This window comes from Gordonia sp. UBA7860 (assembly GCF_002500165.1).
In the GTDB taxonomy this organism is placed as follows: Bacteria; Actinomycetota; Actinomycetes; order Mycobacteriales; family Mycobacteriaceae; genus Gordonia; species Gordonia sputi.
This window is the reverse complement of record NZ_DLSO01000113.1, coordinates 1-22,017: the sequence shown is the minus strand read 5'-3', so window position 1 is coordinate 22,017 and position 22,017 is coordinate 1. Positions and strand designations below refer to the sequence as shown.

The window sequence follows — 22,017 nt, the reverse complement described above, 5'->3', positions numbered from 1 at the left end:
CCATCAATGATCTGCCCGAGGACAATTCAGGACAAGTTCATATTTCTACACGACTCTTGAGTACCGCTGTATATTCACGGGCGTGATCGATCCACATCGTCTGCGAGTGTTCCGAGCTGTCGTTGCGGAGGGTTCCGTCGGTGGCGCAGCGTCGGCTCTCGGGTACACGCCTTCCGCGGTGAGCCAGCACCTGGCGACGCTGCAGCGCGAGACCGGACTCGCGCTGGTCGAGCGCGACGGCCGGGGCATCGTCGCCACCGAGGCGGGACGAACGTTGGCGGCGGAGTCCGAGGGCATCTTCGACCACTTCGCGCGGCTCGAGGGGCTCGTCGCCGATCTACGGCAGGGGCGGGCGGGCACGCTGCGCGTCACCTACTTCGGGTCCGCGGGTGCGGAATGGATGCCGACGGTCGTCGCGCAGATCCGCCGAGAATTCCCTGCGCTGCGACTCGACCTTCGACTCCTCGAGATCACCGACCCCCTCGTCGCGCCGCCGGATGTGGAGATCGGCATCGACGACCCCACAGCCGTGATCGGCAGCTCGTCGTCGAACGATTTCGACGTCATGCCACTCGTCTCGGATGCCTACCACGCGGTGGTCACACCCGACTCCCCTTATGCAACAAGGGATCACGTGTTGCTGCGCGAGTTGGCCGACGAGGTCTGGATCGACAACGACATCGCGCGCGGCCCCTGCCGCGAAGCACTACTTCGTGCCTGCACCGCAGCGGGTTTCAGCCCGTGCTTCGGTGTGGAGACGCACGACTACCTGACCGCGATCAACTTCGTCGCCGCCGGGGTCGGGCTCACCGTGGTGCCGGCGCTGGCGCTTGTCGACGTTCCGGACTCGGTCCGCGTGGTGCCGATCGCCGAACCGACTCCGCGCCGGGCGATTTCGATTCGACGCCGCCACAGTATTCGCGAGCACCGCGCCGCCGACCGCGTCGTCGAACTGGTGCGGAAGCAGGCTCGGCGCACACACGGCACGCTGGTCGGGGCGTGAGGCGCGGGCCCCGGGGGTCCGCAGAAAAGTACACGCCCTGGGCAGTCGACGTGTACCGGTACAGTTCAACAGCCCAGGGCGCGTGGTTTTCTGCGCTGGGTTCGCTGGGCTCGACTCAGTCGGCGACGGACAACTTGCGCAGCCGCGGGGCGAGATCCTTCTCGAAGTTGTCGAGGAAGCGCTGCTGATCGTGGCCCGGCGCGTGGAAGACCAGGTGGTTGAGTCCGGCGTCGGTGTAGAACCTGACCTTTTCGACGGCCTCGTCGGGGTCGGATGCGACGATCCACCGCTTGGCGACCTGCTCGATGGGCAGTTCGTCGGCAAGGCGTTCCATCTCGGTCGAGCTGTTGACGCTGTTCTTCTGGTCGGCGGTCAGCGACAGCGGCGCCCAGAAGCGGCAATTCTCCAGTGCGAGTTGCGGATCGGGGTCGTACGAAATCTTGATCTCGATCATGCGGTCGATCTCGGCGAAGTTCCGGTCGACCTTCTCCGCACCCTCACGAACGGCCGGAATGAGCTTCTCGGTGTAGAGCTCGGGACCCTTGCCGGACGTGCAGATGAAGCCGTCGCCAGAGCGGCCCGCATACCGTGCGACGACCGGTCCGCCCGCGGCCACGTAGACCGGGATCTGATGCTCGGGCAGGTCGTACATGTAGGCGCCCTTGGTGTGGTAGTACTCCCCCTCGAAGGTCACCTCCTCACCGGTCCACAGCTCGCGCATGAGCTTGATGGCCTCACGGAGACGAGCGAAGCGCTCCTTGAAGTCGGGCCATTCGCCCTGGAATCCGGTGGCGTACTCGTTGAGCGCCTCGCCGGTGCCGACGCCGAGCATGATGCGGTCGGGATAGAGGCAGCCCATCGTCGCGAACGCCTGCGCGATGACGGCGGGGTTGTAGCGGAAGGTCGGGGTCAGGACCGACGTGCCGATCTGTACGCGCTTGGTGCGCTCGCCGACCGCAGCCATCCACGACAAGGAGAACGGCGCGTGGCCGCCGTTGTGGCGCCACGGCTGGAAATGGTCGCTGACAGCGACCGAGTCCATGCCGTGTTCCTCGGCCGCCACGGCGATCTCCACCAGCTCGCGGGGCGCGAACTGCTCCGCCGAGGCCTTGTATCCGAGCTTGAGTTGCTGTGCCATGCCTTCACCTCACTGCCGACGACCGTCTATGTGATCCAACGTACTCAGGGAACAGGTCCGACAGTTGCGTGGGATCCAGGGGTACATTTTTGTACCCGTGGATCCCACACAACTCGACCCGCGCCGCACAAAGCGTGGGCCCCAGAGCGACGTCGAGGTTCATCGGCTTCGCGAGCAGCGCGCGGCGCATCCTGCACCGCGCGACCCGGAAGCCGTCGACCTCATCGCCGAATTCGCGGGACGGTCGGTGCCGGTGCGAGTGATCACGCCGACCGAGCCGCCGCGCGGAGCGATCCTGAGTCTGCACGGCGGAGGCTTCTACTTCGGAGCGGCTGCCTACGACGACATGTGGAATCGTGAGCTTGCCGATGCCCTCGGCGTCGCGGTCATCGGTGTCGACTACCGCCTTGCTCCCGAAACCCCTTGGCCCGCAGCGCCCGATGATTGTGAAATCGCCGCTCAGTGGCTGATCGATTACGCGCCAGAGAAATTCGGCACTGACCGACTGGCACTCATGGGCTTCTCGGCGGGCTCGACACTGGCGATGACCACTCTGCTTCGCCTGCGTGACGCCGGACTTGCACATCGATTCTGCGGCGCTGCACTGCAGTTCGGCACCTACGACCTGAGCGCGACGACGCCCGCGGGCAGACTGATCGCCGACGAATACTTCCTCGGCGCCTACCTCGGCCACGTCGACGATCGGACGCCACCCGACATCTCGCCGATCTTCGGCGACCTCCACGACCTACCGCCGGCGTTGCTCGTCGTCGGCTCTGACGACATCCTCGTCGACGACAACCGCGCCATGGCGACGCGGCTCGCGGATGCGGGAAACGAGGTCGAGCTACGTGTGTACCCCGCGTCGCCACACGGCTTCACGCACCACTCGACGTCGACGGCCGCGGTGGCGCGCAGTGACGTCGCGGGCTGGCTCAGCACGCGGCTCACGGGGTGATCGCGTCGGCGGATCGCCCGCGGGGAAGTTCGACGGCGTAGCTGTAGTGACAGCCGAGGTCGGTCCGATCAGGCGCCGCGTAGTTGTCACGGAACCAACTGATACACGCCTCTGCGGCGAGTAGCCGGTCGCGGGTGTAGAGGTAGCCGTCGGTGCAATCGTCGAACGGATCGTCGTCCTGCCAGATGTCGATGGGCATCGACGACGCGTCGTGGTCGACGAAGCGCAGTGTCCGCAGCGCGGTGCGTGACCTCCGCACCAGAAAGATGCCGCCAGTCAGGACGTAGACCTGCACACAGACGGCGTCTGGCGCGGCGAAGTCGACCTCGTCATCAATGTCGAGATCGTCCTCTTCGACCTCAGCCTCCAACTCGTCCCAGTCATCGGCCAACCGGACATCTTTGGGCCCGAGACTGAACTCGAGACCGGGCGGCTGATCGTCGAGGGACTCGGCGACCCATGCGAGCATCGAGTCCCAGTCGTCGATCGGATAAATCTTGGCCATGACTCACATTCTCGCGTGTGGGTATGACATCGCTGTGGGTATGAGTCCAGAGGCTCGGGTCATGCGGATGCCGGGGCCCGTCCGCTATGAGCGCAACGCTCGGCTGGACTTAAACCTAACTTGAGCTTCTACCCTGGACGTCATGAGTATGCAGTCCGTCGCCTGGGACATGATGTACAAGTCGTCGAACTCGCCGTCGCGCAAGCGGCTGCGCGGTGACCGACGCAGCACCTTGCGCCGCATCATGACCTTCGCGCGCCCACACCGCGCCCGTATCGGCGTGTTCCTCGCGCTGTCGGTGTGCACCGCGGTGCTGACCGTCGTGACCCCGATTCTGGCCGGGCGCGTGGTCAACCTCATCAGCGAGGACGGGTCGGGCGGAACGATCGTCGGACTCGCGGTGTTGATCGCGCTGATCGCCGTCGCCGAAGCGGCCGCGGCAATCGGCACGCGCTGGTTGTCGGCGCACATCGGCGAGGGGCTGATCCTGGATCTGCGCCGCTCGGTCTTCGACCACGTCCAGAAGATGCCCGTCGCGTTCTTCACTCGTACCCGAACCGGCGCGCTGGTGAGTCGACTCAACAACGACGTCATCGGCGCGCAACGTGCGTTCAGCGACACTCTTTCGGGTGTGGTGTCCAATATCGTGACGTTGGCGTTGACGCTCGGCGTGATGTTCGCGATCAGCTGGCAGATCACGCTGTTGGCGTTGGTTCTGTTGCCTGTCTTCGTGATTCCCGCACGACGCATGGCTCGACGAATGGCCACCCTCTCCCATGAGGCCGCCGAGCACAACGCGCGGATGTCGACGCAGATGACGGAACGCTTCTCGGCACCGGGCGCGACGCTGGTGAAGCTATTCGGCAGTCCGACGCTGGAGAGTCGTGAATTCTCCACGCGCGCAGACAGAGTCCGTGACATCGGTGTGCGACGAGCCATGCTGCAGGGTGTGTTCATCACCGCACTGACATTGGTGTCGGCGTTGGCTCTCGCGCTCGTCTACGGACTCGGTGGCTGGCTTGCGGTGCATCAACATCTCTCCGCGGGAGCCGTTGTGGCACTGGCACTTTTGTTGACCCGCATGTATGCGCCACTCACGGCGCTGGCCAACGCGCGAGTCGAAATCATGAGTGCGCTGGTCAGTTTTGAGCGGGTGTTCGAGGTACTCGACCTCGCACCCCTGATCGACGACAATCCCGACGCCACCGACGTCCCCGACGCCGACGACGGTGTGAGCGTGCGATTCGACCACGTCTCCTTCGGCTATCCCTCGGCCGACAAGGTCTCGCTGGCCTCGCTGGAAGAGGTTGCGCAATTGGACAGTCGGGGTGGGACCCAGGTGCTGCACGACGTCGACATCGACGTCCCGGCGGGCTCGATGGTCGCGCTGGTGGGGAGTTCCGGCGCGGGCAAGTCGACGATCGCGAGTCTGGCCACCCGCCTGTATGACGTCGACGAGGGCGCCATCCGCCTCAACGGCGTTGACGTGCGAGATCTGCGCAGCGAATCGGTGCACCGGAGTGTCGGATTGGTGACCCAAGACGGACATCTGTTCCATGACACCGTCCGCGCGAATCTCGTTCTGGCTCAACCCGATGCATCCGACGATGCGATCTGGGACGCACTGCGACGCGCACGCCTCGACGAACTGGTCGCGAGTCTGCCCGACGGCCTCGACACGATCGTCGGCGAACGCGGGTATCGACTGTCGGGCGGCGAACGTCAACGCATGACCATCGCCCGACTTCTGTTGGCGCAACCCGCCGTGGTGATCCTCGACGAAGCGACCGCACACCTGGACTCGACGTCGGAAGCCGCAGTTCAGGAAGCCTTGGCAGAGGCACTGGAGGGGCGCACGTCGATCGTCATTGCGCACCGGTTGTCGACGATCCGCGCCGCCGACCAGATCGTGGTGATCGAAGCGGGGCGCGTCGTCGAACGTGGTGATCACCGAACACTGTTGGCGGCCAACGGAAGATACGCGCAGCTCTACCGCACGCAGTTCGCCGACGGGAGCTCCGAGCAGCAGGCGGAGTGCTGCCCGGAGACGTTGAGCGCGTAGTGGTTTCGACGCGGCTGCTCGCTACGCTCGCGGGCTGCTCAACCAGCGGGGTGGGCGGGCTGCTCGACCAGCGGAATCGGCGGACCTTCAGCGGGAGGGGCGGACCTACTCAACTAGCGGGGTGAGCGGGGGCGGAGCCGGGCTGATCGGCGGCTAGTCCTCGTCGTCGTCGCGGTCCGGAATGGGCGGGGCGAGTTTGGCTTTGCGGAACGTCAACCCAACCATCGCGATGTTCACGACGATGATCGCGATACCGAGTACCACCCACAGCCACTGGTGGTTGCTCCACCAGTTGACGACGAGCAGCGCGACGCACACCATCAGCACGACGGAGCCGAAGATCACCATGCCGCGCGAGAAACCCTGTGCGGCGCGCTGGAACTGGGGATTGGTCACCGGAAGGCGTCCTGTCCGGTCAGCGCTTTGCCGATCATCAGTTGGTGCATTTCGCTCGTGCCTTCGTAGGTGAGCACGGATTCGAGGTTGTTGGCGTGCCGCATCACCGGGTACTCGAGTGTGATGCCGTTGGCGCCCAACAGGGTTCGACATTCGCGGGCGACAGCGATGGCTTCGCGGACGTTGTTGAGTTTGCCGAGGCTGATCTGCTCGGGTGCGATCTTGCTCTCGTCCTTGATGCGCCCCAGCTGGATGGCGAGCAGGAATGCCTTGCCCACCTCGAGCGCCATGTCTGCGATCTTGGTCTGGCTGATCTGGTATCCCGACAACGGCTTGTCGAAGACCTCGCGGTCGGCAGTGTAAGAGAGCGCGCTCTCCAGACAGTCGCGCGCGGCGCCGACCGCACCGAAGACAATGCCGAACCGCGCCTCGTTCAAACAACTCAGCGGACCCTTGAGGCCGGTCACGCCCGGGAGCATCGCCGACGCGGGCAACCGCATGTCCTCGAAGGACAGTTCGGCCGTGATCGACGCCCGCAGCGACAGCTTGTGCTTGACCACCATCGACCGGAATCCGCGGGTATCCGTCGGGACGACGAATCCACGCACTCCGCGCGAGCCCTCTTCGAGATCGGTGCGCGCCCAGACGATCGCGACGTCGGCGACGCTGCCGTTGGTGATCCACATCTTGGAGCCGTTGATGACCCAGTCGTCTCCGTCGCGCTTCGCTACGGTCCGCATGCCCGCCGGGTTGGAGCCGAAGTCGGGCTCGGTCAGGCCGAAGCAGCCGATTGCCTCGCCCGCAGCCATCTTGGGCAGCCATTCTTCGCGCTGTTCGTCGCTACCGAAGGCACGGATTGCGTACATCGCGAGCGATCCCTGCACCGACATGAAGCTACGCAGACCGGAGTCGACGGCCTCGACCTCCAGGCACGCGAGTCCGTACTCGGTTGCCGACGTTCCAGCGCAGCCGTAGCCCTCGAGGTGCATCCCGAACAGGCCGAGCTTGCCGAACTCACGGGCGAGGTCCCGAACAGGGAGGGTGCCGTCCTCGAACCACTGGCCGACGTGGGGGCGCAGACGTTTGGTGCCGAAGTCGCGGACGGTGTCGACGATCGCCCGCTCCTGGTCGTCGATCAGTCTGTCAAAGCCGAAGAGCTCTCCGACCGTCTTGGTCCTACTTGCCCCAGTCGAATGTGACCCAGTCGCACTCACCGTTGTCCACCACCTGTTTGTCGACGCCGCGCGGGATGTCTGCCGCGCCACTCCACTATGGCAGTTCGACGCCGCGCCATGTCGACGACCACGAGGTTGGACGCTCGACGTGGGGCGGAGTGGTTTCGACTCCGGTGCTCGCTTCGCTCGCGCCGGGCTCAACCGGCGGCGAATGGCTCAACCGGCGGCGAGTGGCTCAACCAGCGGCGGCGAGTGGCTCAACCGGCGGCAAGCGGCTCAACCAGCGGCGGCGAGCGGCTCGACCAGCGGGCTCAGCTCGACCAGCCGGGCTCGGCTCAGCCGGCCGCCTTGGCGTCGCGGTCGTCGGCGGCCTTGGCGTCGCGGACCGCCTGCGTGGTGAAGGCGGCGGTCGTCTCGACGGCGTGCAGCGTCTCGGCGTGACGGGCGTTCATGACCGGAAACGCGTGCACCTGCCAGGCATAACTGTGTGCGACGGCGTCGACACCGGCCTCATCGAGCCGTTCCACCAGCTCGATCACGTCGGTTTCGAGCATCTCGTTCTCAGCCGTGATCATCACGGTCGGTGGGAACGCCTCGGCGTCGATGTCGGCGGCGCGACGAGCACCGCGCAGTGGAATCGGCCCCCTGTTGAGCAGCGGGACGAGCCGCGCCATCTTGCCCATCGGCAGATAGGCGTCGGAGCGGCTGCTGCGATCGGGGTTGGTGCCCAGATCGAGGTCGAGCAGCGGAGAGAACCCGATGAGGGCAGCAGGCGTCGGAAGACCGGCAGTGTGCGCGCCCTCGGCGACCTTCATGGCGAGGAACCCACCCGCGGAGTCGCCCGCGACGATCAACCGTCGATATCCCCACTCACTGAGCAGTTCGCGGTAGGCGGCCACGGCGTCGTCGACCGACGTCCCGACACCCACCTTCGGTAGCTGGCGGTACTCGAGCGAGAAGACCGGCAGTGCGCACGCCTTCGCGAGTCGACCGACGATAGAGCGATGCGTACCCAGACCACCGACGACGAATGCGCCGCCGTGCAGATAGAGGATGGCGGTGTCGGCGTCGCGTCGTGACGGTCCGCTCGGCATGACCACCTCGGTGGGACGGCCCGCGAGTTCCATCCGCTCGCGAACGACGTGCCGCGGTTCGGGCGCGCCGGCGAACAGGCGGTCGATCAAGAAGAGCCCCGCCATCCCCGGCCGGTTCAGCGGCCACAGCGCGAGCGTCGGTTTCAAGAGTGCGCGAGTCGCAAACCACAGTGGGTACGAGAGCGCACTCGCCTTTCGGTGATGCACAATTGGCATGCTGTTTCTCCTCACCCCAACCCAACCGCGAGAAAGTGATGCGCGATCAGAATCGTGTGGCGGCGTCGACGGCAACCACGGCCCGGAATCCCCTGGCTAGTATTCCTGCACAGAGTCTTCCCACGAGGGGCTTTCCCACAGTGCGACCACCTACAGTGCCAATACCTACCCGGCAATTACCTACAGTGTGTTCGGAACCGATGAATGTGAAGCTACACCCGTTTCGGAAGACCGACAGTCTCGCGCGGCGAGTTCCGAGCGCCATTTCACCAGCCGCGCGAATCAGAGAGCTAGGACACTCCACAGCAGCCATGTCAGCGACACCATGTGATGCGCACGCATCCGCATCAGGGTCAACATTCGCTCTCGCGTATCGGCGGTACCCGGCGTGATCGAGACGGATCCGAGTCCACTCGGGTTGCCACACTCCATCCCCGTCGAGTTTCTGCTGTCGGACAAGGCGGCGCCTGCGCGCACGCTGTGCGACATCCTCGATGCCACCGCCGCACGGCATCCCGACGCTCCCGCCATCGACGACGGCGACCAAATCCTGACATATTCGCAGCTCAGTGCGGTAGTACGACGCGGCGCGGCGCGGTTGGCGCAACTCGGGGTACGCCGTGGTTCGCGGGTCGGCATCCGGATGCCGTCCGGTTCACGCGATCTCTACACCGCGATCCTGTCGGTGCTCTACGCCGGAGCCGCCTACGTTCCGGTCGACGCCGACGACCCGGAAGAACGCGCAACTCTCGTGTTCGGCGAAGCGAAGGTCGACGCGATCGCCGACGCCGACGGGATACACGTCACTGACGGCGCATCGCCCGACCCAGCCGCCACGTCCCTCACCGTTTCCTCCCCGGACGCAAGTACTCCCGACTCGACTACTCCCGACTCGACTACTCCCGACTCGGTATCCACCGGCGCAACATCGACAGCCGACTCGCCGGACGCCAACCGCCCGACCCCAGGCGACGACGCGTGGATCATCTTCACGTCGGGATCGACCGGAACTCCCAAAGGCGTCGCGGTCACGCATCGCAACGCCGCCGCATTCGTCGACGCCGAGGCGACGATGTTCTGCCGCGACGAACCACTCGGCCCGGGCGACCGCGTACTCGCGGGCCTGTCGGTGGCCTTCGACGCCTCGTGCGAGGAGATGTGGCTCGCGTGGCGACACGGTGCGTGTCTCGTTCCCGCGCCTCGGTCGCTGGTGCGCAGCGGCATGGACCTCGGGCCGTGGCTCGTCGCCCGCGACATCACCGTCGTGTCGACGGTGCCGACCCTCGCATCACTTTGGCCACCGGAGGCGCTCGAAGCCGTCCGGCTGTTGATCTTCGGTGGCGAGGCGTGTCCGCCCGAACTCGCCGACAGACTCGCCGTCGAGGGCCGCGAGGTGTGGAACACCTACGGCCCCACCGAGGCGACGGTCGTCGCGTGTGCAGCGTTGCTTGGCGGACCGGGTCCGGTCCGTATCGGTCTGCCCCTACCCGGATGGGATCTCGCCGTCGTCGGAGCAGACGGACTGTCCGTTGCCGAAGGCGAAACCGGTGAGCTGATCATCGGCGGCGTCGGGCTCGCCCACTATCTCGACCCGGCCAAGGATGCCGAAAAGTACGCTCCCATGCCCACTCTCGGCTGGGAGCGCGCCTATCGCAGTGGCGATCTGGTACGCCTCGACCGTGAGGGTCTGGTATTCGGCGGCCGCGCCGACGATCAGGTCAAGGTCGGCGGCAGGCGGATCGAGTTGGGCGAGATCGACAACGCACTGCAGCACCTTCCCGGGGTGAGCGGCGCGGCAACCGCGGTGCGAAAGACGGCCGCGGGCAACAGTCTGCTCGTCGGATACCTCGTCTCCCCCGACCCCGAGTTCGACGTAGCGAACGCGCATCACCTTCTCGCAGAACAACTTCCCGCACCGATGGTCCCGAGACTCGCGCTCGTCGACGAACTGCCGACCAGAACGTCGGGCAAAGTCGACCGCGACGCCCTACCGTGGCCGCTACCGGGCACCGACAACTCCGACGAGGAGGACGCAAGCGACCTCAGCGGCACCGAAGCATGGCTGGCCGCGCGGTGGACCGATGTCCTCGGCGCAACCGTGACAAGTGCCGAGACCGACTTCTTCGCCGAGGGCGGCGGCTCGCTCGCCGCTGCGCAATTGGTGACGGCCGTGCGCGAGCGCTACCCGGAAATCACTGTCGCCGACCTCTACGACCATCCGCGGCTGGGCTCACTCGCGGAGTTCCTCGGCGAGACCGCGGCCGCGGAGGTCGTCGACCCGCGTGAGGTGAAACCGACACCCGCTGCCACCGGTTTCGCGCAGCTGCTCCTGTCGGTGCCGCTGTCGACGCTGACCGGATTGCAGTGGGCGACGTGGCTCGGCGTCGTCAACAACGTCGGTGCGTGGACCGCCCGCCGACTCGACGTCTCGGTGCCCTGGCTCGTCGAGGTCAACTGGTGGGTCGTGCTCGTCGCGTTCCTGGTGTTCATCACTCCGCCCGGTCGGATGGTCATCGCCGCGATCGGATCGCGCATCCTGCTCGGGGGCGTCAACTCGGGTACCTATCCCCGCGGCGGCAACGTGCATATCCGCCTCTGGATCGCCGAGCGACTCCTTGTCGCCAGTGGCGCCGCCAATCTGTCGGGTGCGCCGTGGATGATTTATCTGGCACGCGCGCTGGGCTCGTCCGTGGGGCGCGGCGTCGACCTTCACACGATCCCGCCGGTCACCGGAAAACTGACCATCGGCGACGGCGCGTCCGTCGAACCAGAGGTCGACGTCGCCGGCTGGTGGATCGACGGCGACCTCGTCCACATCGGCGAGATCGTCATCAAACGCGGTGCGACAATCGGTGCGCGATCGACGCTGGCTCCTGGCGCCGTCATCGGCAAAGACGCCGAGGTGGGTCCGGGTTCCGCGGTGTTCGGTCGGGTTAAGGCCGGACAGCACTGGGCCGGGTCGCCCGCTGTGAAGATCGGTAAGGCGACGCATTCGTGGCCCGATCACCGTCCCCGTCGCGCAAGCTTCTGGGTGCCCGTCTACGGACTCTCCTCGATGGTTCTCGCCGCCATCCCCCTGATTTCGCTGGGAGTCGGCCTACTCGTCATCGGGACATGGGCGCTGCACGCCGACCGGCTCCGCGACGTCGCGATCCGTTCGCTGATCCTGTTACCCGCCGCGGCCATCGTGAGCCTCGCGGTGTTCGCCGCGATCACCGCGGTCCTCGTGCGCGCGATGTCACTCGGTCTGGAAAAGGGCTATTACCCCGTGCGTTCCCGCGCGGGGTGGCAGGTGTGGATGACCGAGCGGCTGCTCGACTCCGCCCGCACCTACCTGTTCCCCCTCTATGCCGGGCTGCTGACACCGTGGTGGTTCCGCATCCTCGGCGCGAAAGTCGGTAAGGGAACCGAGATTTCGACCGCCCTGGTGCTGCCTAAATTCACGACCATCGCCGACGGCGCGTTCCTCGCCGACGACACCATGGTCGCCTCGTACGAACTCGGCGGCGGCTGGATGCACATCGACGACGTCAAGATCGGCAAACGCTCGTTCCTCGGCAACTCCGGAATGGCCGCGCCCGGCCGCAAGGTGCCCAAGAACGGTCTCGTCGCAGTGCTGTCCGCCGCTCCCGACCGCGCGAAGTCGGGGTCGAGTTGGCTTGGCAGTCCGCCGATTCGACTTCGACGCACCGCCGCGGAAACCGACACGTCGAGGACGTTCGATCCGCCCATGCGCCTCAAGGTGGCACGCGCAGTGATCGAGACGCTGCGATTGATCCCGGTGATGATCTCGTTCGGGCTCGGCATCTTCATGCTGTTGAGCCTGCAATACATCGCCCAGCAGTCGAACTACGTAATCGCCGGTCTGGTCAGCGGCCTGCTGTTGGTGTTGTGCGGCGCCATCGCGTGTTGCATTGCGGCAGCGGCGAAGTGGGCCGTCGTCGGACGTATCGAGGTCTCCGAACATCCGCTGTGGAGTTCTTTCGTGTGGCGCAACGAGCTTTCCGATGCCTTCGTCGAAACGGTTGCAGCGCCGTGGTTTGCCAACGCCGCGACCGGAACCCCCATCCTCAATCTGTGGCTCCGGCTCCTCGGCGCACAGATCGGCAAGGGCGTGTGGTGCGAAACCTATTGGCTCCCTGAGGCCGACCTCGTGTCGCTGGGTGCGGGCGCAACCGTCGAGCGCGGCTGTGTCGTACAGACGCACCTGTTCCACGATCGGGTCATGGCCATCGACCGCGTAGTCCTCGCCGACGGTGCGACGCTCGGACCCCACTGCGTCGCGCTACCGGCGTCAGGACTCGGCGAATCTGCGACCGTCGGCCCGGCGTCGTTGGTCATGCGTGGCGACGTGGTGCCCGCGCACACCCGTTGGCAGGGCAACCCGATCGCGCCCTGGCACGACTGAGTGGCACCACTACTGAGTAGCAGCACGACTGAATGGCAGCACGACTGAATGGCTGCACGACTCAGAAGTGGACCGGCCGTCCAACGAAAAGCGGTGGCTCCCCGTTGCCGGGGAGCCACCGCTTGAGGACAGGACAGGCAGATCAGACCGCCGGCTGGTCGGAGACCTTCTTGGGAAGGTTGAACAGCGTGACAACCGAGATGACGATGAGGAAGATTCCCGCGACCCACACCAGCACGCTCAGCGCCCACAGCGACGAGCCGATCAGCAGCACGAGACCTGCCAGGATCGAGATCACGCCGGTGAGGATGAGGTACCACGTCGGGGCGTGCGCGGTCTTCGAGAACGCGGTCACCAGGTCGCCGATTCCTTCGAAAAGCCACGCGAAACCGATGAAGAGCGCGAGGAACGTGACCCCGTCCGCAGGACTGAACAGGGAGATGATGCCCATGACCAGAACCAGAAAGCCGAGTATTCCGGTGAGGATGCGCCAGCCCGTACCGAGGACCTTTGCCGAGAACGCCACGTAGATGCGGAACAATCCCGCAACGATGAGCGCGATACCGAAGAGAACCGCGAGCACGACCACCGTTGCCGAAGGCCACACAACCGCGATGATGCCGAGCACGATGCCGATGATCGATGTCACGATCATGGCGCTCCGAATGGAGCCGATCAATTCGTCGGGGATCTGTTTTGCATACGGCGCAAAGGTCATGCGGTTACTTTATCCCCGCGGCGGGCGTTCTGACGGGATTCGGGCGCAAGTGAGTGAAAGCGCGTTGCGCCGGGGCGGTTCCGTGCGCGCGTGCGTGGGCGGGTAAAAGTGATTCGTGTCGAAAACCAGCGCATTTTTTACCCCGTACAGCTCGACAGCGTCATCCGACAGCGGCGTCGTGACGCCCACGTCGTACGCGTTGAGTCTGTGGGCGCCCGGCACTCTCAACGGGCCCGCGGTGTGTGCCCTCGCCGCGCATCGCGTCGAGCAGCAGTTCAGCGAGAACGGCTTTCGGCCGGCGCGACTCACCATCGACATGTTCAAGGTGGCACGGGAAGTGCCGACGTTCACCCGTGGCCGACTCGTCCGCGCGGGTCGTCGAATCCGGGTCGCCGAGCTCGACGTTGTGCAAAGTGAGTCCCCGAATAGCTCAGACTCGAATACGGCTGGTGCCGATGAAGTCGTCGTGGCGCGGGCGACGACCGTGTTCCTCCGGACGTCGGCGAATCCACCGGGCACACGGTGGCAGCGGCCGGACGAGGCCGTCACGTTCCGACCGCCGACCGATCCCATCTCCGACACCGATGTCATGTCTCGCTTCTCGTCCGATGCACCCGATCGAGATGCGGCCGACGCGTCGGAATCCGGCGGGACCACGGGAGCGTCGAACAGCGCCTGGAACACCGATATGGGCGCGCACCAGAACGGCGGGCGCAAACGGCTCTGGTCGCACCCGCTGCCCGCGATCGACGGCGAACAGGCGACCTCATTCGTGAAGGCCGTGACCGCTGCGGAGTCGACGAGTCTTGTCACGAACTGGGGATCGAGCGGTATCGGCTTCATCAACTGCGACCTCAGCGTCGAACTCGCGCGCCTTCCGCAGGGCGACTGGATGGGCGTCGAAGCCGACAGCCACCTCGAGAGTGACGGCATTTCCATCGGTACTGCTGGATTGTTTGATTCGCACGGAATGTTTGGAATGGGGATTGTCACCGCAGTCAACAACGCCGCCGCGGAGATCGATTTCACCAGCATCGATCTCACTGATCGTTATCGTGAGGCGTGATTGTCCACTAATCAGTGAGAACTGCACATTACGGCGCGAGGTAACCGTTAGGTCTTGATAGGGTCACGCCATGGCAGTGGGCTGGCGTGGTCGGAAGGTGCGCGTGGCGGCGCGAAGGAAAGTCATCGCGGCGGTCGTCGCAGTCGCTGCGACGACGGTGACCATCGGTACGGTGATGGCTCCCGCAGCGTCGGCCGCTACCTACGCCGCAGGTGAGGCGACCATGGTCGCGCGCCTGACCGGACCGGGTTCCATCAACGACACCCCCGGCCGCTACAACATCTACGGCACCGACCTCGGCACCATGTGGGACAACGGCAATGGAGAAATCCTCGCCGCGTTCGGCGACACCCAGACGTTCAACGGGTGGTCGTTGCTCTACGGACAGCTTTGGTACTGGCAGTCCAACGCCTTGCTACGCAGTACCGATCGCAACCTCTCCGACGGCATGACCTTCACCGGCCACGCAGGTCCACCGAGGCAGGCCAAGCGACTCCTGAAGCCCGATCTGCGCAAGGAGATCACGATCATCCCGACCGCGGGTGTCGCCGCGAACGGCAAGCAGTACATGAGCGTGATGTCGGTCAAGCACTGGGGGCAGCCGGGGGTCTGGTACACGAATTGGTCGGGACTCGTCGTGTCGGACGACAACGGCAACAACTGGCGCGCACTCAACGCCTTCCGACCCAACGGCGGTGGCAACAAGAAGTTCCAGATGGCCGCGTTCCTCAAGGTCGGCGACACCGTCTACACCTACGGAACCCCCGACGGCCGCTTCGGGGCGGTGTACCTCGCACGGGTGAAAGCCAAGGACATCGAGAACCTCGGTGCCTACGACTACTTCTCGTACGGAAACTGGGCACGAGGCAATCCTTCGGCGGCCACCCCCGTGATGCCCGCACCGACCGGCGAGATGTCGGTGGCCTACAACAGCTATCTCGGTAAGTTCATTTCGCTCGGCCAGAGCGACAACGGCGTGGTGATGCGTACCGCCGACGATCCGGTCGGCCCGTGGACGTCCGGCGAGTTGGTCGTGCCGATGAACAATCCGCTGACCGGATACGCGCCCTTCATCCATCCGTGGTCGCAGGGCAGCACGCTGTACTTCACGTACTCGGTCTCGGTGGGCTACCAGGTCTACCTGATGCGGTTGCCGCTGCGGCGGGATTGAGGGCGGGCCGGGATTGAGAGCGGGCCGGGATTGAGAGCGGGCCGGGATTCAGAGCGGACCAGTATTCAGCGGCCGGGGACTGAGCGCAGTCGCGAGTGAGCGCGACGGCCGGCGAGCTGGGCACCCACCGACCGTCGGCTCGTCTCAAGGCCGGATCAGTTCCGGATCAGCACCGGGACCAGTCGCCGATCCAGCCGTCGAACTCACTGCCCGAGCATCGAGCGCATGCCGGCGATCTCGGCTTGCTGCGACGTGGTGATCTGCTCGGCGAGCGCTCGCGACGCCGGGTCGATCCCGTTGGCCAGCTCGGTCTTGGCCATGTCGATCGCTCCCTGGTGATGAGCGATCATTCCCTTCAGCCAGAGCGTGTCGAACTCCTGGCCGCGCGCGTTCTCCATGGCGGCCATCTCCTGAGCGGACATCATGCCCATGCCCTCGCCACCGTTACCCATATCCATCGAACCGTGGTCCACAGAGCCGTGATCCACAGAGCCGTGATCCATGGTGCCGTGGTCTTGGGCGCCTTGTGAGTCGGGGGTGGTCGAGACACCCCACGACGCCAATCTCTGTGTCATCTGGTCGATCTCGGGTTGTTGAGCGTTCTTGATCTGCGTCGCCAACTCACGAACGGCGGTGTTCTCGGTGCGCGACGGCACGAGATCTGCCATCGCGATGGCCTGCTGATGGTGCGGGATCATCATCTGGTTGAACGTCACGTCGGCGGCGTTGTGCTTGGTCGAGTCGGCCGACGCACTCTGCGACGACGTGGCGTTTCGGCTCGCCTCAGTACTGGTCGACGACGCACTATCAGACCCGCTGTCGGACGTCGAACACCCCGCGATCCCGACGACCGCGGCGATAACGGCGCACGCAGCGAGCATGCGGGTCCGACGAATTGTATTGCTGGACATCATGGTTTCCTTGTCTTGTTGTGACGTGCTGAACTCGGCCCCGGTGCAAGCGGGACCAGAACTCGTCGAATCAGCAGCGAATCACGTTCAGACACAGGTGATCACGGATCGCCCAAGGCGGCGGACGGCCGAGCCTGCGAACAGCGGGCATCCACACGGTTGCCAGCGCGAGCAGCAGTGCTGCGAACACCAGCACTCCGACGACCGCGGGTTCGATCGTGGGAAAGTCGATGGCGCGCAGGGACAGACAGTGATGACCGAGGACGGCGCAATGGTCGCCCGACGACATGTGTGAGTCGGCGCCTGTCGAGTCGGCGCCTGTCGAGGGCCCCATCTGCATGCCGGCGTGCATGGGAGGTGCTGCGGGCAGCTCGGCATGAGTCGGGCCGAGCAGACCGTGCATCACGACGACGGCCAACACGAGTAGACCCGCGAAGCCAAGCCGTGCGGGCCCCGTCGCCAAGCGTCGTACGAAACGTCGGCGACCACTCACCCGTCTACGCGATGCGGCCACGGCGACCAGATTACCGGCGTGCGAGCTCTCAGGCGCCCGCCGCGCTCCCCTGCCCGGCGCTCTCCTGCCCCACGCTCTCCTGCCCGGCGCTCTCCAGCTCAGCACTCTCCTGCTCGGCGCTCTCCAGCTCAGCACTCTCCTGCTCGGCGCTCTCCAGCTCAGCACTCTCCTGCTCGGCGCGCCGTCGCTGTCGCGGCAGGATGAATCGACGGTCGATCAGCGTGTAGACGGCGATCACGGTCGCGGCGAGTGCCCATCCGAGCAACACGTCGAAGACGTAGTGCTCTGCGGTGTAAACGAGCGTGAACGCCATCGCGAACGCGTACCCCATGAACAGCGTTCTGCCCAACGCTTTCACCCGTGGCCACATGAACAGGGCGAGCAGCATGGTCAGACCTGCGTGCAGTGATGGGATCGCCGCGACGAGATTGGCTTTCCCCTGTCCCACTTCGATCAGGTTCGACGCCACGTGGATGTTGAGGTACTCCCAGCCGCGCGCCGAGATGCGCTCGACGTAGGGCTGCGCGCCTGGATGATGCGGATCTGTCGGACCGAGGATGCCTCCCGGCGTCGTCGCCTCGGGCGTCGTCATGCACTCCGCGTCACGCGGGCCGTCGACGACCTGCTCGGACGTGCAACGTGCAGCGGCCCACGGCGGGGCTGCAGGCACCAGCGTGTAGCCGACAAGACCGAGGAACGTCGCGGCAACAAAGCACGCCGCGAAGCGACGCCACGACGAGCGGTCGCGCAACCACAGCACAGCGGCGACGGCGTACGGCACCACGAAGTACGACATGTAGACGACGCTGGTGATGATCTCCCACCACGGCGCCGACGGCTCTTTCAAGTGGCTCTGCAACCAGACGGTCGGAACCACGCCGAACATCGCATGGTCGACGTCGGCGGCGAGGTGCCAGTGCGTCGGCATGTCGACGATTCGGGCGACGTCGCGCGTCCAGTCATAGAGGATCAGGACCAGCGCGAACGGTGCCCAATCGATGAGCACCGTGATTGCTCGACGTCGGCCGATACTCGCCGCGAACAGCCCGAGGCAGAGCAGGACGATCAGTCGCGTGCGGTCGAAGGCGAGGCCGTAGACAGAGAACTCGTAGGCCATGAACGCGATCCAGGCCACGATGGCGATGCGTCGAACGAGGGTCAGGTCTCGTCGCTTCTCCGGCTCAGCCTCGAGTTCGGCTGCGTCGGCGACGTCGTCGAGGACGGGCCCCATCGTCGCCGGCTCGTCCGAGTCGTCGTCTGCACCTCGCCTCGGGGGCCGTATCGCGTCTTCTACGCTCAAGCGGTCAATCCTGATTCCATCGGTCGAACGGATGCTGACGCATCGAGCTCGACAAACACGATGGAACGCCGTCCATCCTTAACTGTTTGTCAGCCTAGTGAACACCGGACGGTTACGGGGTGTTTGCCACCCGTTGACGGCACATACACAGCAAAGACTTCCTACACTGGTGATGCGCATCACAGCGATGCGGCAGTAGGCGCCGGGAGGTTTCATGCCCAACCGTTTTCTCCGCTACGGCGATCAGCGCTACCTGATCATCAAGGAGGCGGAGGCTCGACTCAACCGCGCGCTGGACAAGGTCTACGAACACGGCGCGGGTCACGAGTGGCTGCATCTCTACCGCGACACCGAGGCACCGTGTCGGCTGTTGATCGCCAGCGGCGTGCCGATCACGATCGAAACCGAGCCCGGACTCGGCGACTGACCACACGTCGCCCTCCCAGAGTCGATCACTGTCGGAGACGGTCACTATCGTTGGTGCAATGCGCATCGGAGCCCACCTGCGTGAAGACGCCGCACCACTCGAGACCGCAGAGGAACTCGGGATCGACGTCTTCCAGATGTTCGTCACCGACCCGCAGAGCTGGAAGAAGCCGCAGCCACATCCGGAAGCCCAGCAGATCCGCGAGTCGCCCATCGACGTCGTGGTCCACTCGAGCTATCAGATCAACGTCGCGAGTCTGAACAATCGTCTCCGGATGCCATCGCGCAAGGCCGTCGAACAGCAAGCCGACGCCGCGGCCGAGCTGGGGGCCTTCGGCCTCGTCGTACATGGCGGTCACCTGCGTGATGGCGAAGACGCCGCCGAGGGATTTGCCAACTGGCGCAAGCTTTTCGACCGTCAGCAGGACAAGGGCGGCTTCGGCGTGCCGATCCTCATCGAGAACACCGCGGGCGGCGATCACGCCATGGCCAGAACCCTCGAGGCCATCGACCGACTGTGGGATGCGGTTGGCGATTTCGAGCAGGCCGGATTCTGCCTGGATACCTGCCACGCGTGGGCCGGTGGCGAAGACCTCGTCGGCCTCGTCGAGCGGGTGCGTGCCATCACCGGCCGGATCGACCTGGTTCATCTGAACAATTCACGCGACGAGTTCGACTCCGGCCGCGACCGCCACGCCAACCTTGCGTCGGGTCACATCGATCCCGACGTCCTCGTCGAGGTCGCCCGAGTCGCCGATGCGCCGCTGATTCTCGAGACACCCGCGGAAGGCATCCCCGCCGACCTCTCCTACCTGCGCGAAGGCCTCTGACCGCCCGCCGTCGAGATCTTCGCCCACACTGCTTGCAATTGCGAGCACGCTCACACGCGTTGAGGTTGTGAGGCCATTGCGCCACACGGTAAACTGGGGTTACTGGCGAGTAACTTGGTGTCCGCGTCAACCTCAAGACCACGACTTTCCCGGCGCTCACCTCGACACGCCCGATGATCGTCAGCCCGCGGCTATATGCCAGGTCTAGTAGAAGGAACCAGCAATGGGTCATTACAAGAGCAACATGCGCGACCTGCAGTTCAACCTCTTCGACGTGTTCGAACTCGACAAGGTCCTCGAATCCGGAGAGTTCGGCGATCTCGACCGCGAGACCGCAGTCGACATGCTCCGCGAGGTGAAGAACCTGGCAGAGGGCGTCATCGCCGACTCGTTCGCCGAGGGCGACCGCAATCCCCCGACCTTCGACCCCGAGACGCACAGCGTCACGATCCCCGAGGCGTTCAAGAAGTCCTACAACGCCTACATCGAGGCCGGCTGGGACAAGGTGGGTCTGCACGAGGAGCTCGGCGGTATGCCCGCTCCGCGTTCGCTGTACTGGGCGCTCGGCGAGATGATCCTCGGCGCCAACCCTGCGCTGTTCATGTACTCCGCAGGCGCCGGATTCTCGGAGATCTTCTACGACAACGGCACCGACGAGCAGAAGAAGTGGGCACAGATCTGCGCCGAGCGCGGATGGGGCGCCACCATGGTGCTGACCGAGCCCGACGCCGGATCGGATGTCGGCGCAGGCCGCACCAAGGCCACCGAGCAGGAAGACGGCTCCTGGCACATCGACGGTGTGAAGCGCTTCATCACCTCGGGCGACCAGGACATGACCGAGAACATCTTCCACCTCGTTCTCGCCCGTCCCGAGGGTGCAGGACCGGGCACCAAGGGCCTGTCGCTGTTCTTCGTTCCGAAGTTCCACTTCGACCACGAGACCGGCGAGCTCGGTGAGCGCAACGGCGTCTTCGTCACCAACGTCGAGCACAAGATGGGCCTGAAGGTCTCGGCCACATGTGAGGTCACCTTCGGTCAGCACGGCGTACCGGCCAAGGGCTGGCTCGTCGGCGAGGTCCACAAGGGCATTGCGCAGATGTTCGACGTCATCGAGCACGCTCGAATGATGGTGGGCACCAAGGCGATCTCGACCCTGTCGACCGGTTATCTCAACGCACTCGACTACGCCAAGGAGCGCGTCCAGGGTGCAGACATGACCCAGATGACCGACAAGACTGCTCCGCGCGTGACCATCACGCATCACCCTGACGTGCGTCGTGCGCTGATGACCCAGAAGGCATACGCCGAAGGTCTGCGCGCCGTGTACCTCTACACCGCGTCGCACCAGGACGAGGCTGCGGCTCAGATCGTTTCCGGCGCCGATGCCGCTATGGCTCACCGCGTCAACGACCTGCTCCTGCCGATCGTCAAAGGCGTCGGCTCCGAGCGCGCCTACGGCACGCTGACCGAGTCGCTGCAGACCTACGGCGGCTCCGGCTTCCTGCAGGACTACCCGGTCGAGCAGTACATCCGCGACTCGAAGATCGACTCGCTCTACGAGGGCACCACTGCCATCCAGGCGCAGGACTTCTTCTTCCGCAAGATCATCCGCGACAAGGGCCAGGCGCTCGCACACGTCGCCGGGCAGATCCAGACGTTCATCGACTCGGAGGCAGGCAACGGTCGCCTCAAGACCGAGCGTGCGCTGCTGAAGACCGCACTCGAGGACGTGCAGTCGATGACCGCAACGCTGACCGGCTACCTCATGGGTGCGCAGGAAGACGCGACGCAGCTCTACAAGGTCGGCCTCGGCTCGGTGCGTTACCTGATGGCAGTCGGCGATCTGCTCATCGGCTGGCTGCTGCTCAAGCAGGCCGAGGTCGCACTGGGCAAGCTCGACGAGGGTGCCGCCGATGGCGACAAGGCGTTCTACGACGGCAAGGTCGCGGTTGCGAGCTTCTTCGCCAAGAACATGCTGCCGCTGCTGACCTCGGTCCGCGGCGTCGTCGAGAACATCGACAACGACGTGATGGAGCTCGACGAAGCGGCGTTCTGATCCGCTGAATCAGTACGACGACATTGCGGCCCCGCAACCGAATTGGCGGGGCGGTTTCAAGGGGTCGGCG

Annotated in this window: 18 protein-coding genes; 9 read left to right on the top strand and 9 right to left on the bottom strand. The window is 65.2% G+C overall.

The window, feature by feature from the left end; genetic code table 11:
• The first annotated feature begins 82 nt into the window (after positions 1-82).
• Positions 83-1,003 carry a LysR family transcriptional regulator gene (locus tag B3T59_RS13995; protein WP_251721754.1) on the top strand — a complete coding sequence of 307 codons (921 nt, stop codon included), beginning with the start codon at positions 83-85 and terminating at the stop codon, positions 1,001-1,003.
• A 115-nt stretch (positions 1,004-1,118) separates the two neighbouring features.
• Here B3T59_RS13995 and fgd read toward each other — a convergent pair whose 3' ends face one another.
• Positions 1,119-2,141 (bottom strand): glucose-6-phosphate dehydrogenase (coenzyme-F420), encoded by a 1,023-nt coding sequence (gene fgd / locus B3T59_RS13990; RefSeq protein WP_064861618.1) that lies wholly within the window; start codon positions 2,139-2,141, stop codon positions 1,119-1,121.
• A gap of 97 nt (positions 2,142-2,238) precedes the next feature.
• Here fgd and B3T59_RS13985 point away from each other — a divergent pair, with 97 nt between their 5' ends.
• A complete protein-coding gene (locus B3T59_RS13985; protein ID WP_287003875.1) occupies positions 2,239-3,099 on the top strand; it encodes an alpha/beta hydrolase in 861 nt (286 codons plus the stop codon).
• Here the strand turns inward: B3T59_RS13985 and B3T59_RS13980 are convergent.
• Positions 3,089-3,604, bottom strand: coding sequence for a hypothetical protein (locus tag B3T59_RS13980; RefSeq protein ID WP_287003874.1), 516 nt, complete (start codon positions 3,602-3,604; stop codon positions 3,089-3,091). The genes B3T59_RS13985 and B3T59_RS13980 overlap by 11 nt on opposite strands.
• Positions 3,605-3,746: 142 nt before the next feature.
• On the opposite strand from B3T59_RS13980, the gene B3T59_RS13975 reads away from it, so the two are divergent.
• Positions 3,747-5,666 (top strand): ABC transporter ATP-binding protein, encoded by a 1,920-nt coding sequence (locus tag B3T59_RS13975; protein WP_287003872.1) that lies wholly within the window; start codon positions 3,747-3,749, stop codon positions 5,664-5,666.
• 153 nt (positions 5,667-5,819) lie between these two features.
• On the opposite strand, the gene B3T59_RS13970 is transcribed toward B3T59_RS13975, so the two are convergent.
• From B3T59_RS13970 to B3T59_RS13960, 3 genes are all read right to left on the bottom strand, one after another.
• A complete protein-coding gene (locus B3T59_RS13970; RefSeq protein WP_005209066.1) occupies positions 5,820-6,062 on the bottom strand; it encodes a hypothetical protein in 243 nt (80 codons plus the stop codon).
• Positions 6,059-7,276: an acyl-CoA dehydrogenase family protein gene (locus B3T59_RS13965; protein ID WP_064905753.1), complete on the bottom strand. Its 1,218-nt coding sequence runs from the start codon at positions 7,274-7,276 to the stop codon at positions 6,059-6,061. Before B3T59_RS13965 ends, B3T59_RS13970 begins: the two co-directional genes overlap by 4 nt.
• 296 nt (positions 7,277-7,572) lie before the next feature.
• The gene (locus tag B3T59_RS13960; RefSeq protein WP_064861613.1) at positions 7,573-8,547 is read right to left on the bottom strand and encodes an alpha/beta hydrolase; all 975 of its coding nucleotides are present in this window, start codon (positions 8,545-8,547) and stop codon (positions 7,573-7,575) included.
• Positions 8,548-8,935: 388 nt separating this feature from the next.
• Here B3T59_RS13960 and B3T59_RS13955 point away from each other — a divergent pair, with 388 nt between their 5' ends.
• Positions 8,936-12,955, top strand: coding sequence for a Pls/PosA family non-ribosomal peptide synthetase (locus B3T59_RS13955; RefSeq protein WP_287003869.1), 4,020 nt, complete (start codon positions 8,936-8,938; stop codon positions 12,953-12,955).
• Positions 12,956-13,097: 142 nt separating this feature from the next.
• On the opposite strand, the gene B3T59_RS13950 is transcribed toward B3T59_RS13955, so the two are convergent.
• The gene (locus B3T59_RS13950) at positions 13,098-13,673 is read right to left on the bottom strand and encodes an HdeD family acid-resistance protein (RefSeq protein ID WP_287003868.1); all 576 of its coding nucleotides are present in this window, start codon (positions 13,671-13,673) and stop codon (positions 13,098-13,100) included.
• 178 nt (positions 13,674-13,851) lie between these two features.
• Between B3T59_RS13950 and B3T59_RS13945 the strand changes: the two genes are divergently transcribed.
• Positions 13,852-14,739 (top strand): acyl-CoA thioesterase domain-containing protein, encoded by an 888-nt coding sequence (locus tag B3T59_RS13945; RefSeq protein WP_287003867.1) that lies wholly within the window; start codon positions 13,852-13,854, stop codon positions 14,737-14,739.
• 70 nt (positions 14,740-14,809) lie between these two features.
• Positions 14,810-15,910, top strand: a complete 1,101-nt coding sequence (locus B3T59_RS13940; protein WP_005209054.1) for a DUF4185 domain-containing protein — start codon at positions 14,810-14,812, stop codon at positions 15,908-15,910.
• Between the two features lie 203 nt (positions 15,911-16,113).
• On the opposite strand, the gene B3T59_RS13935 is transcribed toward B3T59_RS13940, so the two are convergent.
• The 3 genes from B3T59_RS13935 to B3T59_RS13925 all read right to left on the bottom strand — a co-directional run bounded on the left by B3T59_RS13935 (position 16,114) and on the right by B3T59_RS13925 (position 18,566).
• Positions 16,114-16,824, bottom strand: coding sequence for a DUF305 domain-containing protein (locus tag B3T59_RS13935; protein ID WP_287003866.1), 711 nt, complete (start codon positions 16,822-16,824; stop codon positions 16,114-16,116).
• A gap of 67 nt (positions 16,825-16,891) precedes the next feature.
• Entirely contained in the window at positions 16,892-17,335 is a 444-nt protein-coding gene (locus tag B3T59_RS13930; RefSeq protein WP_287003865.1) for a hypothetical protein, read from the bottom strand.
• 28 nt (positions 17,336-17,363) lie between these two features.
• A complete protein-coding gene (locus tag B3T59_RS13925; protein ID WP_287003882.1) occupies positions 17,364-18,566 on the bottom strand; it encodes a phosphatase PAP2 family protein in 1,203 nt (400 codons plus the stop codon).
• Between the two features lie 283 nt (positions 18,567-18,849).
• Between B3T59_RS13925 and B3T59_RS13920 the strand changes: the two genes are divergently transcribed.
• The 3 genes from B3T59_RS13920 (at position 18,850) to B3T59_RS13910 (ending at position 21,947) form a co-directional block, all read left to right on the top strand.
• Positions 18,850-19,062: a hypothetical protein gene (locus tag B3T59_RS13920; protein WP_287003864.1), complete on the top strand. Its 213-nt coding sequence runs from the start codon at positions 18,850-18,852 to the stop codon at positions 19,060-19,062.
• A gap of 58 nt (positions 19,063-19,120) precedes the next feature.
• Positions 19,121-19,891: a deoxyribonuclease IV gene (locus tag B3T59_RS13915; RefSeq protein ID WP_039856997.1), complete on the top strand. Its 771-nt coding sequence runs from the start codon at positions 19,121-19,123 to the stop codon at positions 19,889-19,891.
• Positions 19,892-20,114: 223 nt separating this feature from the next.
• A complete protein-coding gene (locus B3T59_RS13910) occupies positions 20,115-21,947 on the top strand; it encodes an acyl-CoA dehydrogenase (RefSeq protein WP_287003862.1) in 1,833 nt (610 codons plus the stop codon).
• Positions 21,948-22,017 lie beyond the last annotated feature (70 nt).